This window comes from Streptomyces sp. NPDC037410 (assembly GCF_055602235.1).
In genome coordinates this window covers 237,078-261,619 of the sequence record NZ_JBVJWR010000012.1, presented here as the reverse complement: position 1 = coordinate 261,619, position 24,542 = coordinate 237,078, and the positions used below count along the sequence as shown (strand labels likewise).

The following is a 24,542-nucleotide window of genomic DNA, read 5'->3' as shown; positions in this document are numbered from 1 at the left end:
ACCCGTCCCGCGCGCCGGATCAGCCCTTGCCGATGAGGTCCGCAGGGAAGGCGCCCGCGCCGGCCGCCGTGACCAGGAAGCCGCGTGCGAGCTCGGTGAGGCGCTCCACCCCGGCCGCGCCGAGGTGCTCGTACGGGGCCGCGTCCAGTCGGTCGGTGTGCTCCTCGACCTCGGCGCGCAGGGCCGTGCCCGACTCCGTCAGCTCGCCGTCGGCGCCGAGGAGCCCGCGCTCGCGCAGCCGCTCCCGCGCCGCCTCCCAGTCCTCGCGCTGCCAGCCGCGCGTGCCGAGGACCCAGCGCGGGGCCATGCCCTTGCCGGTGGCCGTGTGCGAGGCGAGGGCCTCGACGGGGTCGAGCCCGGCGGAGAGCAGCGCCGAGAGGTGGCCGTCGCCGCGGTGCTCACGGAGCAGGGTGGCGGCGAACCAGTAGGCGAGGTGGGGCTGCTCGGGCACCGGCAGGTCGGCGTGGGCCGAGTAGAGCGGCCGGGCGTGCCGGGTGCAGGCCTCGGTGGCGCGCAGGGCGAGCTCCGCCGCCTCGGCCATCTCCGGGGAGGCCACCCCGTCCTCGCCGAGCAGCCGGCGCAGGGTCGCGTCGGCGGTCCGGAGGCGGGCGTCCAGGACCTCGGCGGGGGAGGCGGTCTCCCAGACGGCCGGGAGGTGCCGGGCGAGGAACTCGTGGTTGTAGTTGTAGAAGGTCGCGGCGACCGTGCCCGCGCCCACCGCGCCGAGCGCGGCGCTGCGCGCGGCGAGCCGCATCGCGCTCTTGTCGGTGAAGCCGAGCGCGCCGAACTCGCGGTCCAGGTCCGGCGAGAAGTACAGCGTGGAGTGGATCGGGTTGAGGGCGTTGTGGCAGAGGCGTCCGGCGCGCGGCGCAAGGGCAGTCGTCATGTCACCGAACATTACCGACTGGTCGGTACGACGGGAACGGCTGGAGCGCGTACGGGAAGCGGGCTCAGAGCCCGTACGTGAAGCGGGGCGCGCGGCGCTCCAGGAAGGCGGCGACGCCCTCGGCGGTGTCGCCGCTGCCGCGTGCCTGCTCCGCCCAGTGCGCGTCCCGGTCCAGGCGCCCGTCGGCGAACTCCTTCGCGGCCGCCTGGGTGAGCAGCGAGCGGGAGGCGAGCAGCCGGGCGAACTCGGCCACCCGCTTGTCCAGCGCGCCCGCCGGGTGCAGCTCGTCCACGAACCCGGTCCGCAGCGCCCGCTCCGCGTCCATCAACTCGCCCGAGAACAGCAGGTACTTGGCGGTCGAGGGCCCGACGAGGGCGGTGAGCCTGCGGGTCGAGGAGGAGGCGTAGACGATGCCGAGCTTCGAGGGCGTGATCCCGAAGCGGGCGCCCTCCTCGGCGAAGCGCAGGTCGCAGGCGGCGGCGAGCTGGCTGCCGCCCCCGACGCAGAAGCCCCGTACCGCGGCGAGGGTCGGCTTGGGGAAGGCCGCGAGCGCCTCCTCGGCCCGTACCGCCAGCCCCTGCTGCTCGTCCCCGGGCTCCCGCAGCGCGGCGATGTCCGCGCCCGCGCAGAAGGTGTCGCCCTCGCCGGCGAGGACCAGGACCCGCACGGCCGGGTCGGCGGCGAGCGGCTCCAGGACGCCGGGCAGGGCGCGCCACATTCCGGCGCTCATGGCGTTGCGCTTGGCGGGGTTGGCGATGACGACGGTGGCGATCCCGTCCGTGACGCTGACCTTCAGCTGCGGCTCCATGGGCCGGATGCTATCCGCCGGAGCCGAACGTACGATCAGGAAGGGGCCGCTCCGAGGAGGCGGCACATGTCCGGGGACGCCGGCGGGACGCGAGCCCCCGAGCCGGACCCCGTGCGGCAGATGGCACGCGAGGGGAGGAAGCTGCGCCGCGGTTTCAGCTGGCTGGCCGCGCTCGGCATCGTGCTCGTCGTCGGCGGGATCGTCGGCCTGATCTACACGGCCGCCGCGACGCTGACCTCGATGCTCCTCTTCGGCTGGCTGCTGCTCATCGGCGGGATCGTGGGGCTGCAGGCCGTCCAGTCGCGCGGCACCAGCTACTTCTGGCTCGCCGCGGTGGTGGCCGCCCTGAACATCGCGGCCGGTGTCGTGGTCATCCGCCACCCGGAGGGCTCGGCGGAGGCGCTGACCATGTTCGCCGCCCTGCTGTTCCTCACGGGCGGACTGTTCCGGCTGGTGGGGAGTGTGGTGGTGCGGGGGCCGCAGTTCGGCTGGACCCTGTTCCAGGGAGCCTTCGGGCTGCTCCTCGGTGTGCTGGTCCTGTTCGACTGGCCGGAGAGCAGCCGGTACGTCATCGGCACCTTCTTCTCGCTCGCCCTGCTGTTCGACGGGCTCGGTCTGATCGCGATCGGGGTGGGCGGCAGGCGGATCGTCCGTATGGTGACCCCGGCGGTGCCGCCCGCGGGCCCGCCTCCGGAATCCTCAGAAAGCGCACAGGACCAGTCGAACAACTGACGTTGGCATACTCAGCCGATCAGAAAGTGGCCGATAGGTGTCGACTTCTGGTCAGTAGGCCGGTCCGCCTGCGCGCATTGCCAAGACTCGATCCGTGGCGAGAATCGAGCACGAGGGTGGGAACGGGACCGTGGGGACCCACGGAGGCGTCCCCGCCCGGCAACCGTCCTACGAAGGAGTCTGGCGCTTCACCGCTGCGGCGGTCGACGTCTCCGTCCCGCAGGCCCGGCACGCCGTCCGCGACCTGCTGGTCCGCCAGGGCGTCCCGGTCCATGAGGAGATCATGGACGGCCTGCTGCTGATCGTCTCCGAGCTGGTGACCAACGCCGTACGGCACGCGGCGCTGCTCTCACCGGAGATAGCGGTGGAGGTCGCGATCGGCCCCGAGTGGGTCAGGGTGTCCGTCGAGGACAACCACCCCTACCGCCCCAAGGCCCTGGAGGCGGACTGGGGGCAGACCGGTGGGCGTGGGCTCCTCCTGGTGCGCGAGATCGCCCAGGAGGCCGGCGGCGCCTGCGACGTCGAGCACACCGCGAGCGGCGGGAAGATCATCTGGGCGGCGCTGCCCCTGGGACCCTTCTGACGGCTCCCGCCGGTCCGGCGCGAACCGCCTCCGGCGCGAACCGCCGGACGGGCCCCGGCCCCGATGGCACCGGGGCCGGGAGGCGCGCCTCGGGAGCCGGCGGTCACCAGCCCCCGGACGGACCCGTCAGCTCCCTGATCGCCGGACGCGCCGCGTCCAGGACCGTCATGAACCAGGCGGAGAAGGGCAGGGCGGCGTGCCGCTCGGCCAGCTCCTCGGGGGTGACGAAGTCGGTGGACTCGATCTCCTCCGGGTCCGGCTGCGGCGCGGCCTGCACCAGGCCGACGAAGAGGTGGTTGTACTCCTGCTCCACCAGGCCGGAAGCCGGGTCCGGGTGGTTGTAGCGGACGGTGCCGGCCTCCGCGAGCAGCGACGGCGAGACGCCGAGCTCCTCGAAGGTGCGCCGGGCCGCCGCGGCGAACGGCGCCTCGCCCGGGTAGGGGTGGCCGCAGCAGGTGTTCGACCAGACGCCGGGGGAGTGGTACTTGCCGAGCGCGCGCCGCTGGAGCAGCAGCCGGCCCGACTCGTCGAAGAGGAAGACGGAGAAGGCGCGGTGGAGCCGCCCCGGCGCCTGGTGGGCGGCGAGCTTCTCCGCGGTGCCGATGGTCCTCCCCTCCTCGTCGACCAGTTCGAGCATGATCGGCGCCGGGACTCCGGACGGCTGGACGCCGTTCGACGCGATCTCCGGCGAGATCTGAGCCGCGGTGGCTGGTGTGGTCGGCATAAACCATCCTTCGCATCGGTCCTCGGCCCGTGGGGGCCACCACAGTCTGCCGTACAAAACCGGCTTGTCCGTACTTCGGCGGCCGGACGTGGCCGCTCCCGCCGCACCGGAGTACATCCGGTGCGGCGGGAGCGGCGCCCCTCGCGGGGCGTCTCCACCCCGAAAGCCGCCGGATAGGCGATCGTGCCCGGGGGAACCGGCCGCGAACCGTCCAGGACGAGCGCCATCATGGCCTCGTCCGGAACCTCGAAACCTGGCTTGATCCCGTACTCGGACGCCCGTACGAACCCGAACCGCGGGTAGTACCGAGCGCGGCCGCCGGGACGCCGCCCACCAGGCAGCGGGTGATCAGCGCGTGCGCCGCCACCGTGCCGTCCGGGGCCTCGCCACGTACGACAGGCCCGGAAGCCAGGCGCCGTCGTCCCGCCGGAGCGCGTCGACCAGCTCGGCCTCCGTCGCCGACGGCTCGGCCTCCGACCCGAAGGCCGTGGACACGACCCGTCGGATCGCCGCCGCGTCCGCCCCGGCCTCCGGGCGGGTGTGCCGGCGCGGATCGGCGGGCCGCAGGACGAAGCCCGCGTACCCGTAGTCGGAGCCGTGCGCGCGCCGCAGCGCGATCTCGGCGCGTGCCCCCGCCACCGCCTCGGCCATGCCGGGCACGGAGGTGTCCGCCGCGTCCGCGTGCGCGGCGAGCGGGATGTAGTACTCGTCCCAGTCGCTCTCGGGCTGCGGGAAGGTCCCCAGGACGTGGTAGCCGGCCCGGACGGCCGCCGCCGCGTTCCCGGCGACGGTACGGAGGGTGTAGTGGTTCTCCCAGAAGGCGCGGGCCGCCGGGCCCGGCTCCTCGGTGGTCCAGACGCACTCGGTGAGCACCAGGGTGCCCCCGGGCGCGAGGAGCCTGCGCCACTCGGCAAGGGCCCGGTCGAAGCCGAGGACGAAGACCGAGCTCTCGGCCCAGACCAGGTCGAAGGAGCCGTCGGGGAACGCCAGCGCGCCCATGTCGGCGTTCAGGGTGCGCACCGCCCCGTCGAGCCCGCGGGCCGCGGCGGTCTCCCGCAGCTCCGCGAGGAACGGCTCGTGGGTGTCGACGGCGGTCACGTCGGCGCCCGCCTCGGCGGCCAGGAGCAGCGCGGAGCGGCCGGGGCCGCAGCCCAGGTCGAGCACGCGCGGGCGCCCGGGAAGGCGGCCCGCGAGCGCGAGGAGCCGACGGGTGGTGGTGTCGGAGCCCGGACCCTGGCGCGGAAGGCCGTGGTGCAGGGCGAAGAAGGAGTCGTGCAGAGCGTTGTCGGACAACGTGGAAACCCTTGGATGAAAGGGCCCCGGCCGACGACGTGACGTACCGGTGGGAAGACCGGGATCAGGTCAGCCGGAGACCCGGAGGCTGAGGGACGACCGGGTGCTGCCGCACAGGGCAGCCTCCATCGCGACGGTCATCAACCTCAGCTCCTCTCCACACGCGCTCGTACGGCGAGACTAACAGCCGGGGCCGCTCAGAGGCAGAGCTTCGCCTCGTGCTCCGCGTGCCCGACCGGCTCCAGCTGGAAGGTGCAGTGCTCCACGTCGAAGTGCGAGCCCAGGCAGCCCTGGAGGTCGTGCAGCATCTTCTCGTGCCCGACCGAGTCCAGCGCGTCCTGGTCGACGACCACGTGCGCGGAGAGCACCGGCATGCCCGAGGTGATCGTCCAGGCGTGCAGGTCGTGCACGTCCTCGACGCCCGGCAGGGCCAGGATGTGCGCCCGTACCTCCGCCATGTCGACGCCCTTCGGGGCCGCCTCCAGGAGCACGTCCAGGGTCTCGCGCAGCAGCTTGAGCGTGCGCGGCACGATCATCAGACCGATCACGATCGAGGCGATCGGGTCGGCGTACTGCCAGCCCGTCGCCAGGATGATCCCGGACGCGACGATCACGGTGACCGAACCCAGCGCGTCCGCGAGCACCTCCAGATACGCCCCGCGCACATTGAGGCTCTCCTTCTGGCCCCGCATCAGCAGCGACAGCGAGATCACATTGGCCACCAGGCCGATCACCGCGAACGCGATCGCCAGACCGCCCTTGGTCTCGGCCGGCTCGATGAACCGCTGGATCGCCTCGTACAGCACGTAACCGCCGACGACGAGCAGCAGCAGACAGTTGGCGAGCGCCGCCAGGATCTCGGCCCGGGCGTACCCGAAGGTGCGGTTCCCCGAGGGCGGCCGGTTCGCGAAGTGGATCGCGAGGAGCGCCATCGCGAGGCCGACCGCGTCGGTCGCCATGTGGGCCGCGTCCGCGATCAGCGCGAGCGAGTCGGCGACGAGCCCGCCGATGATCTCGATCACCATCACGGAGAGCGTGATGCCGAGCGCGATCCGCAGTCGGTTCTTGTACGCGGCGGCCGCCGTACCCGTCGGCGGCGGGCCGCCGTGGCTGTGCCCGTGGTCGTGTCCAGCCCCCATGACAAGGCCTCCCGGTCGTGTCTCTCGTGTGCCCCGATTCGCAAGTGAACTACGGGTGGGGGGTATGTGCAACACGGTACTGAACACCGTTGTCATATGCTCTGACCTGCGACGACGTCAGAACGGGAGGTCGGTGCCGGTGGCCTCCCGGAACGGGGTTTGTCGGGCGGGCCGCCGATCGCCCATGATGATCTCCACGGAACGCGGCGCACCCGGACGGACACGGACGGTCCCGGGGGAGTACTGGCGACGAAGCCTCGGTGAAATCGCGCTCCGTTCATCCGATAGCCTCAGCCGACGTGTCGCCGCCCGGTGCCCGGGCCACACCGCCGCGCCCGGGGCCGCCATGGCCCCGCCGGCCCCTCCGTCAGCTTCAAGGAGTGAGTTCGTCTGTCGACCGCCATCCTCACCGGCCCGCCGGCACCCGGATCCTCGCTCGACGGTGATCTGCGGTCGCTCGGCTTCGACGTCCGGATCGCCTCCGGCGCCGAGGAGGCCGGCGCCCTGCTGGCCGCCGTCCCGGCGGGCGAGCGCGTCGCGCTCGTCGACCCCCGGTTCGTCGGTCACCTGCACGCCCTGCGCCTCACCCTGACCGACCCCCGCTTCCCCGCGGCCGCCGCCCCCGGCGCGCTCACCGCGCAGCCCGAGGCCCGCCCTGCGCTCGCCAGGGCCCTGGGCGCGCTCGCCACGACCGCCGGAGCCGCCGCCCCCGGCGCGCGCACCGAGGCGCACGGTCGCGCCGACGCGCCGGCCCTCACCGAGGCGGGCGCCCGCACCGACGCGGACGTCCTCACCGACGCGCTCGCCGAGACCCTCGACGCCGACGGCGTCGCCGTGCACCGGCCCCAGCTCGGCACCCTCGTCGCCGCCGTGCCCACCGACGCGGAGGCCCGCCACGCGGCCCGCGCCGCCGTGGACGCCGTCGACGACGAGGCCGTACGGCTGCGCTCCGCCGTCAAGGCGCACGACGGCTTCTTCACCACCTTCTTCATCAGCCCGTACTCGCGCTACATCGCCCGCTGGTGCGCGCGCCGCGGACTCACCCCGAACCAGGTCACCACCGCCTCGCTGCTCACCGCGCTGATCGCGGCCGGCTGCGCGGCCACCGGCGCGCGCGGCGGCTACATCGCCGCCGGCGTCCTCCTCCTGGTCTCCTTCGTCCTCGACTGCACGGACGGGCAGCTCGCCCGCTACGCGCTGAAGTACTCGACGATGGGCGCCTGGCTCGACGCCACCTTCGACCGGGCCAAGGAGTACGCCTTCTACGCGGGCCTCGCCCTCGGCGCCGCCCGCAACGGCGACGACGTCTGGGCCCTCGCGCTCGGCGCCATGGTCCTCATGACCTGCCGGCACGTCGTGGACTTCTCGTTCAACGAGGCCAACCACGACGCCACCGCGAACACCAGCCCCACCGCGGCCCTCTCCGACCGGCTCGACAGCCTCGGCTGGACCGTCTGGGCCCGCCGCATGATCATCCTGCCGATCGGTGAGCGCTGGGCGATGATCGCCGTCCTCACCGCCGCCACCAACCCCCGGATCGTCTTCTGGGCCCTGATCATCGGCTGCGCCTTCGGCGCCTGCTACACCACGGCCGGCCGCGTCCTGCGCTCCCTGACCCGCAAGGCGAAGCGGACCGACCGGGCCGCGCAGGCGCTGGCGGACCTCGCGGACTCGGGCCCGCTGGCCACGGCGTTCGCCCGCATCGGACGCCGGGGTCCGCGTTCCGCCTTCACGGCGCCGGTCCTCGCGGCCATCGGCGCGGCGACGGTGCTCGTCAACGCGTACGTCATCGGCCCGGGGCCGTCGAACGTGGCCGCTGCCCTCGGCTACGCCGGCCTCGCCGGCTTCGCCGTCGCCGCGCCCCTCAAGGGCCCCCTGGACTGGCTGCTGCCGCCGCTCTTCCGCGCCGCCGAGTACGGCACGATCCTGATCCTCGCGGCGAAGTCGGACGCCCCGCAGGCCATCCCCGCCGCATTCGGGCTGGTCGCGGCCGTCGCCTACCATCACTACGACACGGTGTACCGCATTCGCGGCGGCACCGGCGCGCCGCCCGCCTGGCTGGTGCGCGTCACCGGCGGACACGAGGGGCGCACGCTCCTGGTGACCGTCCTCGCCGCCCTGCTGGCGGACCGCGGCGACGACTTCACCCTGGCACTGACCGCGCTGGCGGTCGCCGTCGCGCTGGTGGTGCTCGTGGAGTCCATCCGCTTCTGGGTCTCCTCCGGAGCACCCGCCGTTCACGACGAAGGAGAAACAGCATGATCGGCCTCGTACTGGCAGCCGGTGCCGGACGGCGTCTGCGCCCCTACACCGACACCCTCCCGAAGGCCCTCGTGCCCGTCGACGGTGACACCACCATCCTCGACCTCACGCTGAAGAACTTCGCCGAGATCGGCCTCACCGAGGTCGCGATCGTCGTCGGCTACCGCAAGGAGGCCGTCTACGACCGCAAGGACGCCCTGGAGGCCAAGTACGGCCTCAAGATCACCCTCGTCGACAACGACAAGGCCGAGGAGTGGAACAACGCCTACTCCCTGTGGTGCGCCCGTGAGGTCCTCAAGCGCGGTGTGATCCTCGCCAACGGCGACACGGTCCACCCGGTCTCCGTCGAGAAGACGCTGCTCGCCGCCCGCGGCGAGGGCCAGAAGATCATCCTCGCCCTCGACGCGGTGAAGAGCCTCGCCGACGAGGAGATGAAGGTCATCACGGCCGAGGGCAAGGGCGTCCAGCGCATCACCAAGCTCATGGACCCGGCCACCGCCACGGGCGAGTACATCGGTGTCACGCTGATCGAGGCCGAGGCCGCCGAGGAGCTCGCCGACGCCCTCAAGGCCACCTTCGAGCGCGACCCCGACCTGTACTACGAGGACGGCTACCAGGAGCTGGTCAACCGCGGCTTCACCGTCGACGTGGCCCCCATCGGCGACGTCAAGTGGGTCGAGATCGACAACCACGACGACCTCGCGAAGGGCCGTGAGATCGCGTGCCAGTACTGACTCGGCTGATCCCTTCGCCGGTCGTCGTCGACATCCGCAGGGGAGCGCTGGACGACCTGTCCGCGCTCCTCGCGGACCAGCGGATCTCCAGCAACGGCAAGATCGCCGTCGCCATCAGCGGCGGCTCGGGCCTCAAGCTGCGTGACCACTTCGCCCCCGAGCTGCCGGGTGCCGACTGGTACCCGGTCTCGGGCGGCACGATCGACGAGGCCGTCAAGCTCGCCGACGCCATGCGCGGCAAGCGGTACGACGCCGTGGTCGCCCTCGGCGGCGGCAAGATCATCGACGTGACCAAGTACGCGGCGGCCCGGGTCGGGCTGCCTCTGGTGGCCATCGCCACCAACCTGTCGCACGACGGGATCTGCTCGCCGATCTCCACCCTGGACAACGACAACGGGCGCGGCTCCTACGGTGTGCCCACCCCGATCGCGCTGGTCATCGACCTCGACGTGATCCGGGACGCCCCCGTGCGGTTCATCCGCTCCGGCATCGGCGACGCGATCTCCAACCTCTCCGCCATCGAGGACTGGGAGCTCTCCCACCGCGAGAACGGCGAGCCCGTCGACGGCCTGGCCGCCGCCATGGCCCGCAGCGCCGGCGAGGCCGTGCTCCGCCACCCCGGCGGCGTGGGCGACGACGACTTCCTCGTCACGCTCTCCGAAGGCCTGGTGATGTCCGGCATCGCCATGTCGATCAGCGGCGACAGCCGCCCCTCCTCGGGCGCCTGCCACGAGATCAGCCACGCCTTCGACCTGCTGTTCCCGACCCGCGCCGCCAGCCACGGCGAGCAGTGCGGACTGGGCGCGGCCTTCGCGATGCACCTGCGCGGTGCGCGCGACGCCTCCGGCGTGATGGTCGAGACCCTGCGCCGGCACGGGCTGCCCGTCCTGCCGGAGGAGATGGGCTTCACCGTGGACGAGTTCGTCCAGGCGGTGTCCTTCGCCCCGCAGACCCGGCCGGGCCGCTTCACCATCCTCGAACACCTCGACCTGTCCGACGACGAGATCAGGGACGCGTACGCCGACTATGCCAAATCCATCGGTAGCTGAGCTCCGTCCCGTGCGGAAGCCGACCGTCGCCGAGCTCCGCCCGGTCGTCCACCCGCCGGGTGTGAAGGACCGGCGCAGCGGCGAGCACTGGGGCGGCCGCCTCTACATGCGGGAGATCTCGCTCAGGATCACCCGTCAGCTCGTCGGCACCAAGGCCACGCCGAACCAGCTCACGTACGTCATGACGCTCGCGGGCGTCCTCGCCGCACCGGCCCTCCTCGTGCCCGGCATCCCGGGGGCGCTGCTCGGCGCGCTCATGGTCCAGCTCTACCTGCTGCTCGACTGCGTCGACGGCGAGGTGGCCCGCTGGAAGAAGCAGTACTCGCTGGCCGGTGTCTACCTGGACCGGGTCGGCGCGTACCTGTGCGACGCGGCGGTCCTCGTCGGCTTCGGCCTGCGCGCCGCCGACCTGTGGGGCTCGGGCCGGATCGACTGGCTGTGGGCCTTCCTGGGCACGCTCGCCGCCCTCGGCGCCATCCTGATCAAGGCCGAGACCGACCTCGTCGGCGTCGCCCGCCACCAGGGCGGCCTGCCGCCGGTCAAGGAGGCGGCGTCCGAGCCGCGCTCCTCCGGGATGGCGCTGGCCCGCCGGGCCGCCGGCGCGCTCAAGTTCCACCGGCTCGTCCTCGGCATCGAGGCCTCGCTGCTCATCGTGGTCCTGGCGATCGCGGACCAGGTCAGGGGAGACCTCTTCTACTCCCGGCTCGGTGTCGCCGTCCTCGCCGGCATCGCGCTGCTCCAGACCGTGCTGCACCTCGTGTCGATCATGGTCTCCAGCAGGCTGAAGTGAGGCCGGCCGTCAGTACGCCGCTCAGGGTGGGTGCCGTCGTCATCACGATGGGCACCCGCCCCGACGACCTGCGCGCGCTCATCGACTCGATCGCCGCGCAGGAGGGCGACCCGGTCGAGGTCGTCGTCGTCGGTCAGGGCACCCCGGTCACCGGGGTGCCCGACGGGGTCCGCACCGTCGAGCTGCCCGAGAACCTGGGCATCCCCGGCGGCCGGAACGTCGGCATCGAGGCCTTCGGCCCCGGCGGCACCGACGTCGACGTCCTGCTCTTCCTCGACGACGACGGGCTGCTCGCCCACACGGACACCGCCGAGCTGGTCCGGCAGGCCTTCACCGCCGACCCGCGCCTCGGCATCATCAGCTTCCGGATCGCGGACCCGGACACCGGGGTCACCCAGCGCCGGCACGTGCCGCGGCTGCGCTCGGCCGACCCGATGCGCTCCTCGCGGGTGACCACCTTCCTCGGCGGCGCCAACGCCGTCCGCACCAAGGTCTTCGCCGAAGTCGGCGGTCTGCCGGACGAGTTCTTCTACGCGCACGAGGAGACCGACCTCGCCTGGCGCGCGCTCGACGCCGGCTGGATGATCGACTACCGTGCCGACATGGTGCTGTTGCACCCCACGACAGCCCCGTCCCGGCACGCCTCGTACCACTTCAACGTGGCCCGCAACCGAGTGTGGCTGGCACGTCGCAATCTGCCCGCGCCCCTGGTGCCGGTCTATCTCGGCGTCTGGCTCCTGCTCACCCTGGCCCGGCGGCCCTCGCTCTCCGCGCTGAAGGCGTGGCTCGGCGGATTCCGCGCGGGCTGGACGATCCCCTGCGGACCGCGCCGCCCCATGAGGTGGCGTACGGTGTGGCGGCTGACCCGGCTGGGTCGCCCCCCGGTCGTCTGACATCGTGGTACTTCACGTGCCGCGCATCTTGAACACGAAAGTTTCGACTGTGAGTGACACACACCTGGGCGGGGCGGTCGCGACGAGCGCGCCTCCGCCCGCCGTCCACGAGGGCCTGGACCCGGCCGCCCTCGCCGCGAAGCACGGCCTCGCCGTCAGCGGCGCCCGGCCCGGTCTGTTCGAGTACGTCCGCGATCTGTGGAGCCGGCGCCACTTCATCCTGGCCTTCTCCTCGGCGAAGCTGGCCTCCCAGTACAGCCAGGCGAAGCTGGGTCAGGTGTGGCAGGTGGCGACCCCCCTGCTGAACGCCCTGGTGTACTACCTGATCTTCGGCCTCATCCTGGGCGCCGGACGCGGGATGTCCGAGAACGTCTACATCCCGTTCCTGGTCACGGGCATCTTCGTGTTCACCTTCACCCAGAACTCGGTCATGGCCGGTGTGCGGGCGATCTCGGGCAACCTGGGCCTCGTCCGGGCCCTGCACTTCCCGCGCGCCACCCTCCCGATCTCCTTCTCGCTCCAGCAGCTCCAGCAGCTGCTGTACTCGATGATCGTGCTCGTGGCGGTCGCGCTCTTCTTCGGCAGCTACCCCTCCCTCCGGTGGCTGCTCCTGATCCCCGCGCTGCTCCTGCAGTTCGTGTTCAACACGGGTCTGTCGATGATCGTGGCCAGGATGGGCGCCAAGACGCCCGACCTCGCCCAGCTGATGCCGTTCGTCATGCGCACCTGGATGTACGCCTCGGGCGTCATGTTCTCGATCTCCGCGATGCTGGCCGACAAGCCCGCGTGGATCGCCAAGGTCCTCATGTACAACCCGGCGGCCGTCTACATGGACCTCATCCGCTACTCCCTCATCGAGGGCTACGGCGCGGGGAACCTGCCGCCGCACGTCTGGATCACCGCCCTCGGCTGGGCGCTGGTCTTCGGCATCGGCGGTTTCATCTACTTCTGGAAGGCCGAGGAGGTGTACGGCCGTGGCTGACACGAACCAGGGCAACATCCCCACCGTCATCTGCGACGACGTCCACATCGTCTACCGGGTCCACACCGGAGGCGGAGGCAAGGGCAGCGCCACCGCGGCGCTCAGCCGGATCGTCGGCCGCGGCAAGGCCGAGGTCTCCCGGGGCGTCCGCAAGGTGCACGCCGTCCGCGGCGTCACCTTCACCGCGTACAAGGGCGAGGCCATCGGCCTCATCGGCACCAACGGCTCCGGCAAGTCCACGCTGCTGCGCGCCATCGCCGGTCTGCTCCCCACCGAGAGCGGCAAGGTCTACACCGACGGGCAGCCCTCGCTCCTGGGCGTCAACGCCGCCCTCATGAACGACCTCACCGGCGAGCGCAACGTGATCCTCGGCGGCCTCGCCATGGGCATGAGCCGCGAGGAGGTGCGCTCCCGCTACGAGGACATCGTCGACTTCTCCGGCATCAACGAGAAGGGCGACTTCATCAGCCTGCCGATGCGGACGTACTCCTCCGGCATGGGCGCCCGGCTCCGGTTCGCCATCGCGGCGGCCAAGAACCACGACGTCCTCCTCATCGACGAGGCGCTCGCGACCGGTGACCGCAAGTTCCAGATCCGCTCCGAGGAGCGCATCCGCGAGCTCCGCAAGGAGGCCGGCACGGTCTTCCTGGTGAGCCACAGCAACAAGTCCATCCGGGACACCTGCGACCGGGTGCTCTGGCTGGAGAAGGGGCAGCTCCTGATGGACGGCCCCACGGACGAGGTGCTCAAGGCCTACGAGCGCGAGACCGCGCGCTGAGACCCGTACGCCGAGAACCCCTGCCGGAAATCCGGTGGGGGTTCTTCCGTTTTCCGCGCGTCGCGCCCCCCACTCGTAATGTTCATGCGGTTAACTTCGGGCAGGATGAGCCCATGGCAGCGACCTCGGCGGGAAAGACCTACCACCACGGCGACCTGCGCAACGCGCTGATCTGCGCGGCCGTCGACCTCGCCACCGAAGGCGGCCCCGAGCGGGTCGTCCTGCGCGAGGCGGCCCGCCGGGTCGGCGTCTCGCCCACCGCCGCCTACCGGCACTTCGACGGGCGCGGCGAACTCCTCCGCACCGTCCGGTCCCACGCCCGGCGGGAGCTCGCCGCCTCCATGGAGCGGGCGGCCGCCCGCGAGCCCGGCGCCGACGACCCCGTCCTCGCCGCCGAGCGCCGGGTCACCGCCCTCTGCCGTGGATACGTCGGCTTCGCCGTGGAACAGCCCGGCCTCTACCGGGCCGCGTTCTGCGCCGCCCGCCCCGCCACCGCGGGCGAACCCGCGCCCGGCCGCGCGCCCGCCGAGCCCGAGATCCGCGCGTTCACCCTGCTCAGGGAGGCACTCGAAGCGCTCGCCCGGCTCGGCGCCGGGCGACCCGGCGCCCGACCCGCCACCGGTGCCGCCGCGTGGTCGGCCGTGCACGGACTGTCACTCCTCCTGGTCGACGGTCCGCTCCGCCGGCTCTCCGTGCACGGCAGGAGCGTCGTCGTCGACGCCACCCTCGCCATGGTGGTCTCCGGAACGGCCACCGTCTGAGCCGGAACTCCCTTGCGGTACGGGAGAGTTGGCGCACCGTGCCGGCGGGGGGCGCGACGCCCGCCACCCCGGAATGGCGAAGGTCGTCGTACAACGTAAGCTGGACCGGTCTGTTTCGCGGCAAGTAGGGCGATACCCCGCGGCCATCGGGCCCCGCGGGTGGCGGCCCTACGGGCAGGGGTCGGCGGCGTGTCCGAAATAGGATGGATTGGATCGGCAGTGTAGAACGGGAGTCGTGACGGCCATGACGCAGAATCTCCAGCTCCACGAGGGTGTCGCCGTCCCTCCGTCAGGAAGCGCCCAGTGACGGAGACCCGGCAGGCGCGCACCGACGCCGCCTCGCGCGCCACACTCGGCAAGGCCGCGGACGAGAACTTCCCCGTGGCCCCCTTCTTCCTGCCCCGCGCCTGGCGCGACGACCTCATGGCCGTCTACGGCTTCGCCCGGCTCGTCGACGACATCGGCGACGGCGACCTCGCCCCCGGCGGCGCCGACGCCCGCCACCTCGGCGTCGGCCCCGACGCCGAGGACGACCGGGTCACGCTCCTCGACGCCCTGGAGACCGACCTCCACCGGGTCTTCGACTCCACCCCGCACCACCCCCTGCTGCGCGCCCTCCAGCCGACCGTCCGGCGCCGCGGGCTCACCCCCGGACCCTTCGCCGGCCTGATCGCCGCCAACCGGCAGGACCAGCTGGTCCGCCGCTACGAGACGTACGACGACCTCCTCGCGTACTGCGAGCTCTCCGCCAACACCGTCGGCCGGCTCGTCCTCGCGATCACCGGCACCGACACCCCCGAGCGGATCCGGCGCTCCGACCAGATCTGCACCGCCCTCCAGATCGTCGAACACCTCCAGGACGTCGCCGAGGACCTCGCCCGCGACCGGATCTACCTGCCCGCCGAGGACCTCAAGCGCTTCCACGTCACCGAGCGCGACCTCGCCGCGCCCACCGCCGGCGCCTCCGTCCGGGCCCTGATCGCCTTCGAGGCCGGGCGGGCCCGCGCGCTCCTCCACGCGGGCGCCCCCCTCGTCGGCAGCGTCCACGGCCGGCTCCGCGTCCTCCTCGCCGGCTTCACCGCCGGAGGACTCGCCGCGCTCGACGCGATCACCGACGCCCGGTACGACGTGCTGACCGGACCACCGAAGGCCACCAAGCCGAGCCTGATGCGCCAGGCAGGAGCGGTTCTGCTCCGGGCGCGGAGAGAGGGGTGAGCACGACCGTGGAGGCACCGCACCAGCCGTCCGCACCGGTCCAGGCCGCCTACAGCTACTGCGAGGCGGTCACCGGACAGCAGGCCCGCAACTTCGCCTACGGCATCCGGCTGCTCCCGGCCGAGAAGCGACAGGCGATGTCCGCGCTGTACGCCTTCTCGCGACGCGTCGACGACATCGGCGACGGCACGCTCGCGCCCGAGGAGAAGCGCCACCGGCTCGAGGCCACCCGCGACGTCCTCGACCGCATCCGCAAGGGCCTCGTCGAGGAGGACGACACCGACCCCGTCGCCGTCGCCCTCGCCGACTCCGCCCGCCGCTTCCCGATCCCGCTCGGCGGCCTCGACGAGCTCATCGACGGCGTCCTCATGGACGTGCGCGGCGCGACCTACGAGACCTGGGACGACCTCAAGGTCTACTGCCGCTGCGTCGCCGGCGCGATCGGCCGGCTCTCCCTCGGCGTCTTCGGCACCCAGCCCGGCGCCCAGGGCGTCGACCGCGCGCCCGAGTACGCCGACACCCTGGGCCTCGCGCTCCAACTCACCAACATCCTCAGGGACGTACGCGAGGACGCCGGGAACGGGCGCACCTACCTGCCCGCCGACGACCTCGCCAAGTTCGGCTGCACGGACGGCTTCGGCAGCGAGACCCCGGCCCCCGGCGCCGACTTCGCCGGGCTCGTCCACTTCGAAGTGCGGCGCGCCCGCGCCCTGTTCGCCGAGGGCTACCGGCTGCTTCCCATGCTCGACCGGCGCAGCGGCGCCTGCGTCGCGGCGATGGCCGGCATCTACCGGCGCCTCCTGGACCGGATCGAACGCGACCCCGAGGCCGTCCTGCGCGGCCGCGTCTCGCTCCCGGGCCGCGAGAAGGCGTACGTCGCGGTGCGCGGGCTCTCCGGCCTCGACACCCGCCACATCGCCCGGCGCACCGTCAGGAGGCGCGCCTGATGGGCGGCCCGTCCTCCCGGCGGGCAACCCCGGACGCCGCCCCGGCGTCCCTGCCCGAGGCACCCCCGAACCCGACCGCGACGACCCGAACGGAGGCGGCGTGAACCACGAAGGAACCGAGCGGAACACCCCGCCGGGCACACCGGCCGCCGGGACAGGGTCTGTCTCCGGCACGGGTCGGGGCGCGTCGGCCAGTGGAGCCGGGTCTGTCTCCGGCACGGGTCGGGGCGCACCGGCCACCGGGACAGGGTCTGTCTCCGGTACCGGTCCGGGTGCGTCGGTCACCGGCACCGGGAGCGGCGGCGGCCGGCAGCCCCGTGCCGTCGTCGTCGGCGGCGGGCTCGCCGGGATCACGACGGCGCTCCAGCTCGCCGAGAGCGGCGTGCGCGTCACCCTGCTCGAAGGCCGGCCCCGGCTCGGCGGTCTCGCCTTCTCCTTCCGGCGGGGTGACCTGACCGTCGACAACGGCCAGCACGTCTACCTGCGCTGCTGCACCGCCTACCGCTGGTTCCTCGACCGCGTCGACGCCGCGGAGCTCGCCCCCCTCCAGGACCGCCTCGACGTCCCCGTCCTCGACGTCGCACACCCCCGCGGCCCCCGGCTCGGCCGGATCCGCCGCGACAGCCTCCCCGTACCGCTGCACCTCGCGCGCAGCCTCGCCACGTACCCGCACCTCTCGCTCGCCGAGCGCGCCTCCGTCGGACGGGCCGCGCTCGCCCTGAAGAAGCTCGACCCCGCCGACCCGGCGCTCGACGGCATCGACTTCGCCACCTGGCTCGGCCGGCACGGACAGTCACCGCGGACCGTCGAGGCCCTGTGGGACCTCGTCGGCATCCCCACCCTCAACGCCCCCGCCCCGCACGCCTCCATGGGGCTCGCCGCGATGGTGTTCAAGACCGGCCTGCTCTCCGAGCCCGGCGCCGCCGACATCGGCTGGGCCCACGTCCCGCTCGGCGAACTCCACGACACCCGGGCCGCGAAGGAGCTCGACGCCCTCGGCGTCCGCACCCTGCTCCGCACCAAGGCCGAGCGGATCTCCCGTACCGACGACGGGCGTTGGACCGTCGACGTACCGGGAGAGCGGATCGACGCCGACGCCGTCGTCCTCGCCGTCCCGCAGCACGAGACCCACGGCCTGCTGCCCGAGGGCGCCCTCGACGACCCCGACCGGCTCCTCGACATCGACACCGCCCCCATCCTCAACCTGCACGTCGTCTACGACCGCAAGGTCCTGAAGCGGCCCTTCTTCACCGCGCTCGGCTCCCCGGTGCAGTGGGTCTTCGACCGCACGGACTCCTCCGGACTCACCGGCGGCGGCCAGTACCTCGCCGTGTCCCAGTCCGCCGCCCAGGACGAGATCGACGAACCCGTCGCCGCCCTGCGCGGGAAGTACCTCCCGGAGATGGAGCGGCTGCTGCCCGCCGCCCGCGGCGCCGGGGTCCGCGATTTCTTCGTCACCAGGGAGCGGACGGCCACGTTCGCCCCCACCCCGGGCGTCGGCCGGCTCAGGCCCGGCGCCCGCACCAGGGCCCCGGGGCTGTATCTGGCCGGGGCCTGGACCGCCACCGGCTGGCCCGCGACCATGGAGGGTGCCGTCCGCAGCGGATTCAGCGCCGCGGGCGCCGCGCTCTCCGCCCTCGGCCGCCGCCATGACCACCCGCTGCAGGAGGCGGTATGAGTGTGAGTACCGGAACAAGAGGAGAGACCGTGCCGACAGTGCCGCCGGAGAATCCGGCCGTCGACACCGCGGACGTGTCCGCACTGCTGGAGCGGGGGCGGACCCTGTCCACTCCCGTACTGCGGGCGGCCGTCGACCGCCTCGCGCCGCCCATGGACACCGTGGCCGCCTACCACTTCGGCTGGATCGACGCCCACGGCAACCCGACGGACGCCGACAGCGGAAAGGCCGTCCGCCCGGCGCTCGCCCTGCTGTCGGCCGAGGCCGCGGGCGTCGGGCCCGAGGTCGGGATCCCCGGCGCCGTCGCCGTGGAGCTCGTGCACAACTTCTCGCTGCTCCACGACGACCTCATGGACGGCGACGAGCAGCGCCGCCACCGTGACACGGTGTGGAAGGTGCACGGCCCCGCGCAGGCGATCCTCGTCGGCGACGCGCTGTTCGCGCTGGCCAACGAGATCCTCCTGGAGCTCGGCACGGTCGAGGCCGGCCGCGCCACCCGCCGGCTGACCACGGCCAGCCGCAAGCTCATCGACGGGCAGGCCCAGGACATCTCCTACGAGCACCGCGAGCGGGTCACCGTCGAGGAGTGCCTGGAGATGGAGGGCAACAAGACGGGCGCCCTGCTCGCCTGCGCCGTCTCCATCGGCGCGGTCCTCGGCGGCGCCGACGACCGCACCGCCGACAAGCTGGAGGAGTACGGCTACCACCTCGGCCTCGCCTTCCAGGCCGTGGACGATCTGCTCGGCATCTGGGGCGACCCGGAGGCCACCGGCAAGCAGACCTGGAGCGATCTGCGCCAGCGCAAGAAGTCCCTCCCGGTCGTCGCCGCCCTCGCCGCGGGCGGACCGGCCTCCGAGCGGCTCCAGCGACTCCTCGCCGAGGACGCCAAGTCCAGCGAGTTCGCCTCCTTCACGGAGGACGACTTCGCCTACCGGGCCTCCCTCATCGAGGAGGCCGGAGGACGCGAGTGGACCTCCCAGGAGGCCCGTCGCCAGCACGCCGTCGCGATCGCGGCCCTGAGCGAGGTGGACATGCCCGCCCGCGTGCGGGCGCAGCTCACCGCGCTGGCCGATTTCGTGGTCGTACGGAAGAGATGATCACCATCACCCTGATATGAGTTCGCGGTCGCCGGCCGGCGCCACCCGGCGCCGGCCGACGGCAGACCCGCAGGAGCAGAAGGAACCGACTGCACGAAGGGGAAGCCATGACAGCGACGACCGACGGAAGCACCGGGGCCATGGGCCCCCGGGCAGCCGCGGCCAGCAGGACGAACGACACCGCCGCCGCCGTGCGGGCCGTCGGGCGGGGCGTCGAGCATCTGCTCGCCCGGCAGGACCCGGCCGGCTGGTGGAAGGGCGACCTGGAGACCAACGTCACCATGGACGCCGAGGACCTCCTCCTCCGCCAGTTCCTCGGCATCCTCGACGCCGACACCACCCGCGCCGCCGCGCTCCACATCCGCCGTGAGCAGCACGAGGACGGCGCCTGGGCCACCTTCTACGGCGGACCCGGCGAGCTGTCCGCCACCGTCGAGGCCTATGTGGCCCTGCGGCTCGCCGGAGACCCGCCCGAGGCCCCGCACATGGCCCGCGCCTCCGCCTGGGTCCGCGCCCGCGGCGGGATCGCCTCCGCCCGGGTCTTCACCCGGATCTGGCTGGCCCTCTTCGGCTGGTGGCGCTGGGAGGACCTGCCCGAGCTGCCCCCGGAGCTGCTCTTCCTGCCGAAGTGGTTCCCGCTCAACATCTACGACTTCGGCTGCTGGGCCCGGCAGACGATCGTGCCGCTCACCATCGTCTCCGCGAAGCGCCCCGTCCGCCCCGCGCCCTTCCCGCTGGACGAGCTCCACACCGACCCGGCGCGGCCGAACCCGCCCCGGCCGCTCGCCCCGGCCACCGGCTGGGACGGCGTCTTCCAGCGGCTCGACAAGGCCCTGCACGTCTACCACCGCTTCGCCCCTCGCGGGCTGCGCCGGACGGCCATGAACGTCGCCGCGCGGTGGATCGTCGAGCGCCAGGAGAACGACGGCTGCTGGGGCGGCATCCAGCCCCCCGCCGTCTACTCGGTCATCGCCCTCCACCTCCTCGGCTACGACCTGGAGCACCCCGTCATGCGGGCCGGTCTGGAGTCCCTCGACCGGTTCGCGGTCTGGCGCGAGGACGGCTCGCGGATGATCGAGGCCTGCCAGTCGCCCGTCTGGGACACCTGCCTCGCCGTCATCGCCCTCGCCGACGCCGGGCTCGCCCCCGACCACCCGGCGCTCGTGAAGGCCGTGGACTGGATGCTCGACGAGGAGATCACCCGCACCGGGGACTGGGCCGTGCGACGGCCCGAACTCCCGCCGGGCGGCTGGGCGTTCGAGTTCCACAACGACACCTACCCCGACATCGACGACACCGCCGAGGTGCTGCTCGCGCTGCGCCGGGTCCGGCACCCCGACCCCGCCCGGGTGGAGGCGGCCGTCGCCCGGGGCGCCCGCTGGACGCTCGGCATGCAGTCGCGGGACGGCGGCTGGGGCGCCTTCGACGCCGACAACACCAGCCCCTTCCCCAACCGGCTGCCGTTCTGCGACTTCGGCGAGGTCATCGACCCGCCGTCCGCCGACGTCACCGCCCACGTGGTGGAGATGCTCGCCTACGAGGGCATGACCGACCACCCGCGGGCCCGCCGCGGCATCGAGTGGCTGCTCGCCGCACAGGAGCCCAACGGGGCCTGGTTCGGCCGCTGGGGCGTCAACCACGTGTACGGCACGGGCTCGGTGCTCCCCGCGCTCGCCGCCGCCGGGCTGCCCGCCTCCCACCCGGCGATCCGCCGCGCCGTCGACTGGCTCGGGTCCGCGCAGAACGACGACGGCGGCTGGGGCGAGGACCTCCGCTCGTACAAGGAGGAGGAGTGGGTCGGGCGCGGCCCCTCCACCGCCTCCCAGACCGCCTGGGCCCTGATCGCCCTGCTCGCCGCGGGCGAGCGGGACTCCGAGCCCGTCCGCCGGGGTGTCACCTGGCTGGCCGAGACCCAGCGGGAGGACGGCTCCTGGGACGAGCCGTACTTCACCGGTACCGGCTTCCCCTGGGACTTCTCCATCAACTACCACCTCTACCGGCAGGTGTTCCCGCTCACGGCGCTCGGGCGCTACGTGCACGGGGAGCCCTCGCCGCGCAAGGCGGACTGATGGGCCGCGAGCCCGACCCGGGCGCCGGCCCGCCCCTGCTGATCGCCTGCGCGCTCGGCATCGAGCAGTTCGCCCTGCGCAGCGGGGAGCGGGGCGCCGCGCCGGGCCCGGTGACCGTCCTGCGCACCGGCATGGGGCCGGACCGGGCCCGAAAGGCGGTGTCCCGGGCGCTCGGCGAGGAGCCCTGGCGGGACGCCGCGGTGATCGCCTCCGGCTTCTGCGCGGGCCTCGCGCCCGGCATGCACCCGGGGGACCTGATCGTCGCGGACGAGACCCGCGGCCCCGACGGCACGACCCTGTGCACCGGGACTGAGCTCCTGGTGAAGGCCCTGGTCAAGGCGGTGCCCGGGCGCGCCGTCCACACCGGGCCGCTGATCGGCTCCGACCACGTGGTGCGCGGCCCCGAGCGGGCCGCGCTGGGCGCGGGCGGCGCGATCGCCGTCGACATGGAGTCCGCCGCCACGCTCCGTACCGCCCGGGCCGCCGGAGCGCACGGGGACGGGCCGGACGCCCGCCCGGTTGCGGCCGTCCGGGTGGTCGTGGACGCTCCAGAACATGAGCTGGTGCGGATCGGCACGGTACGCGGGGGAATATCAGCCTTCCGTGTCCTTCGTGCCGTCCTTCCCGCTTTCTACGAATGGCACCGTTCTTTGCTGCTCCCCAGGAGGTGAACGAGTTATGGCCATGCCGCTCCGTCAGTCCGTCCGGGTCGGGACCTACCTCTTCGAACAGAAGCTCCGCAAGCGGGACAAGTTCCCGCTGATCGTCGAGCTGGAGCCGCTCTACGCCTGCAACCTCAAGTGCGAGGGCTGCGGAAAGATCCAGCACCCGGCGGGTGTCCTCAAGCAGCGCATGCCGGTCGCCCAGGCGGTCGGCGCGGTCCTGGAGTCCGGCGCGCCCATGGTGTCCATCGCGGGCGGCGAGCCCCTGATGCACCCTCAGATCGACGAGATCGTACGTCAGTTGGTGGCCCGCCGGAAGTACGTCTTCCTCTGCACCAACGCGCTGCTGCTGCGCAAGAAGCTGGAGAAGTTCACCCCCTCCCCGTACTTCGCCTTCGCCGTGCACATCGACGGGCTGCGGGAGCGGCACGACGAGTCCGTCGCCAAGGAGGGCGTGTTCGACGAGGCGGTGGCGGCCATCAAGGAGGCCAAGCGGCGCGGCTTCCGGGTCACCACCAATTCGACCTTCTTCAACACCGACACCCCGCAGACCATCATCGAGGTCCTCAATTTCCTCAACGACGACCTCCAGGTCGACGAAATGATGATCTCGCCCGCCTACGCCTACGAGAAGGCCCCCGACCAGGAGCACTTCCTCGGCGTCGAACAGACTCGCGAACTGTTCAGGAAGGCCTTCGCCGGCGGGAACAGGCGCCGCTGGCGGCTCAACCACTCGCCGCTCTTCCTGGACTTCCTGGAAGGAAAGGCGGACTTCCCCTGCACCGCCTGGGCCATTCCCAACTACTCCCTCTTCGGCTGGCAGCGCCCCTGCTATCTGATGAGCGACGGATACGTCCCCACGTACCGCGAACTCGTCGAGGACACCGACTGGGACAAGTACGGCCGCGGCAAGGACCCGCGCTGCGCCAACTGCATGGCGCACTGCGGCTACGAGCCCACCGCCGTCCTCGCCACCATGGGCTCCCTCAAGGAGTCCCTGCGCGCCGTCCGCGAGACGGTCTCCGGGAACAACAAGTCATGACCGGCGGGTTCGACCTGCGGGCGCTGCTCTCCGAGCGCGGCGCGGAGCGGTACGAGCTGCACGCCAGGTACCTCAACCACCAGCTGCCCCGCATGCTGCACACCATCGGCTTCGACAAGGTCTACGAGCGGGCCGAGGGCGCCCACTTCTGGGACGCCGACGGCGTCGACCACCTCGACATGCTCGCCGGCTTCGGCGTGATGGGCCTCGGACGGCACCACCCCGTCGTCCGCAAGGCCCTCCACGACGTCCTGGACGCCCAGCTCGCCGACCTCACCCGCTTCGACTGCCAGCCGCTGCCGGGCCTCCTCGCCGAGCGGCTGCTCGCCCACAGTCCGCACCTCGACCGGGTCTTCTTCGGCAACAGCGGCACCGAGGCCGTCGAGACCGCCCTCAAGTTCGCCCGGTACGCCACCGGGCGGCCGAGGGTCCTCTACTGCCACCACGCCTTCCACGGGCTCACCACCGGCTCCCTCTCGGTCAACGGCGAGCAGGGCTTCCGCGAGGGCTTCGACCCGCTGCTGCCGGACACCGCGATCGCCCTCGGCGACCTCGACGCCCTGGAGCGGGAGCTGCGCCGGGGCGACGTGGCCGCCTTCGTCGTCGAGCCCATCCAAGGCAAGGGCGTCCACGAGGCGCCACCGGGCTTCCTCCGGGCCGCGCAGGACCTCCTGCACCGGCACGGCGCGCTGCTCGTCGCCGACGAGGTCCAGACGGGCCTCGGCAGGACCGGCGACTTCTACGCCTACCAGCACGAGGAGGGCGTCGAGCCGGACCTGGTCTGCGTCGCCAAGGCGCTCTCCGGCGGCTACGTGCCGGTCGGCGCCACCCTCGGCAAGGACTGGATCTTCAAGAAGGTGTACTCGTCGATGGACCGGGTCCTGGTCCACTCGGCGAGCTTCGGATCGAACGCGCAGGCCATGGCCGCCGGGCTCGCCGTCCTCTCGGTCATGGAGGACGAGGACACCGTCGCGCACGCCCGCCGGATCGGCGACCTGCTCTCCGGCCGTCTGAAGGAGCTCGTGCCGCGGTACGAGCTGCTGCACGAGATCCGCGGGCGCGGCCTGATGATCGGGATCGAGTTCGGGCGGCCGTCCTCGCTGGGCCTGCGCGGGCGCTGGACGATGCTCCAGGCGGCCCGCAAGGGCCTCTTCGCCCAGATGGTCGTCGTCCCGCTGCTCCAGCGGCACAGGATCCTCACCCAGGTCTCCGGGGACCACCTGGAGGTGATCAAGCTGATCCCGCCGCTGATCATCGACGAGGCGGACGTGGACCGGTTCGTCACCGCCTTCACCGCGGTCATGGACGACGCCCACGGCGGCGGCGGGCTGATGTGGGACTTCGGGAAGACGCTGGTCAAGCAGGCGGTCGCGCAGCGCTGACACGATCGCGACGCCGGTTTTGCCTCTGAGGCAAGA

The 24,542-nt window shown here is 72.6% G+C and carries 22 protein-coding genes and 1 pseudogene; 18 read left to right on the top strand and 5 right to left on the bottom strand.

Features of this window, described 5'->3' with window-relative positions; genetic code table 11:
* Window positions 1-19: 19 nt before the first annotated feature.
* Both ACZ7HT_RS21900 and ACZ7HT_RS21895 read right to left on the bottom strand, forming a co-directional pair.
* Window positions 20-886: an SCO6745 family protein gene (locus ACZ7HT_RS21900; RefSeq protein ID WP_471168271.1), complete on the bottom strand. Its 867-nt coding sequence runs from the start codon at window positions 884-886 to the stop codon at window positions 20-22.
* 64 nt (window positions 887-950) lie between these two features.
* On the bottom strand, window positions 951-1,694 hold the full coding sequence (locus ACZ7HT_RS21895; protein ID WP_471168269.1) for an enoyl-CoA hydratase/isomerase family protein: 744 nt from the start codon (window positions 1,692-1,694) through the stop codon (window positions 951-953).
* Window positions 1,695-1,814: 120 nt separating this feature from the next.
* Here ACZ7HT_RS21895 and ACZ7HT_RS21890 point away from each other — a divergent pair, with 120 nt between their 5' ends.
* Window positions 1,815-2,426 (top strand): HdeD family acid-resistance protein, encoded by a 612-nt coding sequence (locus ACZ7HT_RS21890; RefSeq protein WP_471168323.1) that lies wholly within the window; start codon window positions 1,815-1,817, stop codon window positions 2,424-2,426.
* Window positions 2,427-2,556: 130 nt separating this feature from the next.
* Entirely contained in the window at window positions 2,557-3,009 is a 453-nt protein-coding gene (locus ACZ7HT_RS21885) for an ATP-binding protein (RefSeq protein WP_359515986.1), read from the top strand.
* Between the two features lie 103 nt (window positions 3,010-3,112).
* Here the strand turns inward: ACZ7HT_RS21885 and idi are convergent, their stop codons facing one another.
* The 3 genes and pseudogenes from idi to ACZ7HT_RS21870 form a co-directional block, all read right to left on the bottom strand.
* The gene (gene idi / locus ACZ7HT_RS21880; protein WP_471168265.1) at window positions 3,113-3,733 is read right to left on the bottom strand and encodes an isopentenyl-diphosphate Delta-isomerase; all 621 of its coding nucleotides are present in this window, start codon (window positions 3,731-3,733) and stop codon (window positions 3,113-3,115) included.
* A 155-nt stretch (window positions 3,734-3,888) separates the two neighbouring features.
* Window positions 3,889-5,026: pseudogene (locus tag ACZ7HT_RS21875) on the bottom strand (methyltransferase domain-containing protein); the annotation flags it as partial.
* 197 nt (window positions 5,027-5,223) lie between these two features.
* Window positions 5,224-6,165 (bottom strand): cation diffusion facilitator family transporter, encoded by a 942-nt coding sequence (locus ACZ7HT_RS21870; protein WP_471168263.1) that lies wholly within the window; start codon window positions 6,163-6,165, stop codon window positions 5,224-5,226.
* A gap of 390 nt (window positions 6,166-6,555) precedes the next feature.
* On the opposite strand from ACZ7HT_RS21870, the gene ACZ7HT_RS21865 reads away from it, so the two are divergent.
* The 16 genes from ACZ7HT_RS21865 to ACZ7HT_RS21790 all read left to right on the top strand — a co-directional run bounded on the left by ACZ7HT_RS21865 (window position 6,556) and on the right by ACZ7HT_RS21790 (window position 24,506).
* Entirely contained in the window at window positions 6,556-8,427 is a 1,872-nt protein-coding gene (locus tag ACZ7HT_RS21865) for a DUF5941 domain-containing protein (protein ID WP_471168321.1), read from the top strand.
* Entirely contained in the window at window positions 8,424-9,161 is a 738-nt protein-coding gene (locus ACZ7HT_RS21860; protein WP_471168260.1) for a phosphocholine cytidylyltransferase family protein, read from the top strand. Before ACZ7HT_RS21865 ends, ACZ7HT_RS21860 begins: the two co-directional genes overlap by 4 nt.
* Window positions 9,149-10,210: an iron-containing alcohol dehydrogenase family protein gene (locus tag ACZ7HT_RS21855; protein ID WP_471168257.1), complete on the top strand. Its 1,062-nt coding sequence runs from the start codon at window positions 9,149-9,151 to the stop codon at window positions 10,208-10,210. Before ACZ7HT_RS21860 ends, ACZ7HT_RS21855 begins: the two co-directional genes overlap by 13 nt.
* 10 nt (window positions 10,211-10,220) lie before the next feature.
* Window positions 10,221-11,000 (top strand): CDP-alcohol phosphatidyltransferase family protein, encoded by a 780-nt coding sequence (locus ACZ7HT_RS21850; protein WP_471168254.1) that lies wholly within the window; start codon window positions 10,221-10,223, stop codon window positions 10,998-11,000.
* A 47-nt stretch (window positions 11,001-11,047) separates the two neighbouring features.
* Complete coding sequence (locus ACZ7HT_RS21845; protein ID WP_471168319.1) at window positions 11,048-11,893, top strand: glycosyltransferase family 2 protein; 846 nt, start codon at window positions 11,048-11,050, stop codon at window positions 11,891-11,893.
* 49 nt (window positions 11,894-11,942) lie between these two features.
* Window positions 11,943-12,875: an ABC transporter permease gene (locus ACZ7HT_RS21840; RefSeq protein ID WP_471168251.1), complete on the top strand. Its 933-nt coding sequence runs from the start codon at window positions 11,943-11,945 to the stop codon at window positions 12,873-12,875.
* A complete protein-coding gene (locus tag ACZ7HT_RS21835; protein WP_471168248.1) occupies window positions 12,868-13,653 on the top strand; it encodes an ABC transporter ATP-binding protein in 786 nt (261 codons plus the stop codon). Before ACZ7HT_RS21840 ends, ACZ7HT_RS21835 begins: the two co-directional genes overlap by 8 nt.
* A gap of 113 nt (window positions 13,654-13,766) precedes the next feature.
* Window positions 13,767-14,414, top strand: coding sequence for a TetR/AcrR family transcriptional regulator (locus ACZ7HT_RS21830; protein WP_471168245.1), 648 nt, complete (start codon window positions 13,767-13,769; stop codon window positions 14,412-14,414).
* Window positions 14,415-14,717: 303 nt separating this feature from the next.
* Window positions 14,718-15,629 carry a squalene synthase HpnC gene (hpnC, locus tag ACZ7HT_RS21825; RefSeq protein ID WP_471168243.1) on the top strand — a complete coding sequence of 304 codons (912 nt, stop codon included), beginning with the start codon at window positions 14,718-14,720 and terminating at the stop codon, window positions 15,627-15,629.
* Window positions 15,626-16,576 (top strand): presqualene diphosphate synthase HpnD, encoded by a 951-nt coding sequence (hpnD, locus tag ACZ7HT_RS21820; RefSeq protein ID WP_471168241.1) that lies wholly within the window; start codon window positions 15,626-15,628, stop codon window positions 16,574-16,576. The genes hpnC and hpnD overlap by 4 nt, the downstream gene beginning before the upstream one ends.
* A 349-nt stretch (window positions 16,577-16,925) precedes the next feature.
* Entirely contained in the window at window positions 16,926-18,254 is a 1,329-nt protein-coding gene (gene hpnE, locus ACZ7HT_RS21815) for a hydroxysqualene dehydroxylase HpnE (RefSeq protein ID WP_471168317.1), read from the top strand.
* Window positions 18,251-19,351 carry a polyprenyl synthetase family protein gene (locus tag ACZ7HT_RS21810; RefSeq protein WP_471168238.1) on the top strand — a complete coding sequence of 367 codons (1,101 nt, stop codon included), beginning with the start codon at window positions 18,251-18,253 and terminating at the stop codon, window positions 19,349-19,351. The genes hpnE and ACZ7HT_RS21810 overlap by 4 nt, the downstream gene beginning before the upstream one ends.
* A 107-nt stretch (window positions 19,352-19,458) precedes the next feature.
* Window positions 19,459-21,420 carry a squalene--hopene cyclase gene (gene shc, locus ACZ7HT_RS21805; protein ID WP_471168235.1) on the top strand — a complete coding sequence of 654 codons (1,962 nt, stop codon included), beginning with the start codon at window positions 19,459-19,461 and terminating at the stop codon, window positions 21,418-21,420.
* Window positions 21,420-22,091, top strand: a complete 672-nt coding sequence (locus ACZ7HT_RS21800; RefSeq protein ID WP_471168233.1) for a phosphorylase family protein — start codon at window positions 21,420-21,422, stop codon at window positions 22,089-22,091. The genes shc and ACZ7HT_RS21800 overlap by 1 nt, the downstream gene beginning before the upstream one ends.
* A 7-nt stretch (window positions 22,092-22,098) precedes the next feature.
* Complete coding sequence (hpnH, locus tag ACZ7HT_RS21795) at window positions 22,099-23,124, top strand: adenosyl-hopene transferase HpnH (protein ID WP_471168231.1); 1,026 nt, start codon at window positions 22,099-22,101, stop codon at window positions 23,122-23,124.
* Window positions 23,121-24,506 (top strand): aspartate aminotransferase family protein, encoded by a 1,386-nt coding sequence (locus tag ACZ7HT_RS21790; protein WP_471168228.1) that lies wholly within the window; start codon window positions 23,121-23,123, stop codon window positions 24,504-24,506. The genes hpnH and ACZ7HT_RS21790 overlap by 4 nt, the downstream gene beginning before the upstream one ends.
* Window positions 24,507-24,542: the final 36 nt, after the last annotated feature.

Coding starts and splice junctions, on each gene's coding strand:
- ACZ7HT_RS21895 (WP_471168269.1), bottom strand. CDS start 1,694: ATGGAGCCGCAGCTGAAGGTCAGCGTCACGGACGGGATCGCCACCGTC.
- ACZ7HT_RS21800 (WP_471168233.1), top strand. CDS start 21,420: ATGGGCCGCGAGCCCGACCCGGGCGCCGGCCCGCCCCTGCTGATCGCC.
- ACZ7HT_RS21845 (WP_471168319.1), top strand. CDS start 11,048: ATGGGCACCCGCCCCGACGACCTGCGCGCGCTCATCGACTCGATCGCC.
- hpnH (WP_471168231.1), top strand. CDS start 22,099: ATGGCCATGCCGCTCCGTCAGTCCGTCCGGGTCGGGACCTACCTCTTC.
- idi (WP_471168265.1), bottom strand. CDS start 3,733: ATGCCGACCACACCAGCCACCGCGGCTCAGATCTCGCCGGAGATCGCG.
- ACZ7HT_RS21890 (WP_471168323.1), top strand. CDS start 1,815: ATGGCACGCGAGGGGAGGAAGCTGCGCCGCGGTTTCAGCTGGCTGGCC.
- ACZ7HT_RS21900 (WP_471168271.1), bottom strand. CDS start 886: ATGACGACTGCCCTTGCGCCGCGCGCCGGACGCCTCTGCCACAACGCC.
- ACZ7HT_RS21810 (WP_471168238.1), top strand. CDS start 18,251: ATGAGTGTGAGTACCGGAACAAGAGGAGAGACCGTGCCGACAGTGCCG.
- ACZ7HT_RS21870 (WP_471168263.1), bottom strand. CDS start 6,165: ATGGGGGCTGGACACGACCACGGGCACAGCCACGGCGGCCCGCCGCCG.
- ACZ7HT_RS21790 (WP_471168228.1), top strand. CDS start 23,121: ATGACCGGCGGGTTCGACCTGCGGGCGCTGCTCTCCGAGCGCGGCGCG.
- ACZ7HT_RS21860 (WP_471168260.1), top strand. CDS start 8,424: ATGATCGGCCTCGTACTGGCAGCCGGTGCCGGACGGCGTCTGCGCCCC.
- shc (WP_471168235.1), top strand. CDS start 19,459: ATGACAGCGACGACCGACGGAAGCACCGGGGCCATGGGCCCCCGGGCA.
- ACZ7HT_RS21830 (WP_471168245.1), top strand. CDS start 13,767: ATGGCAGCGACCTCGGCGGGAAAGACCTACCACCACGGCGACCTGCGC.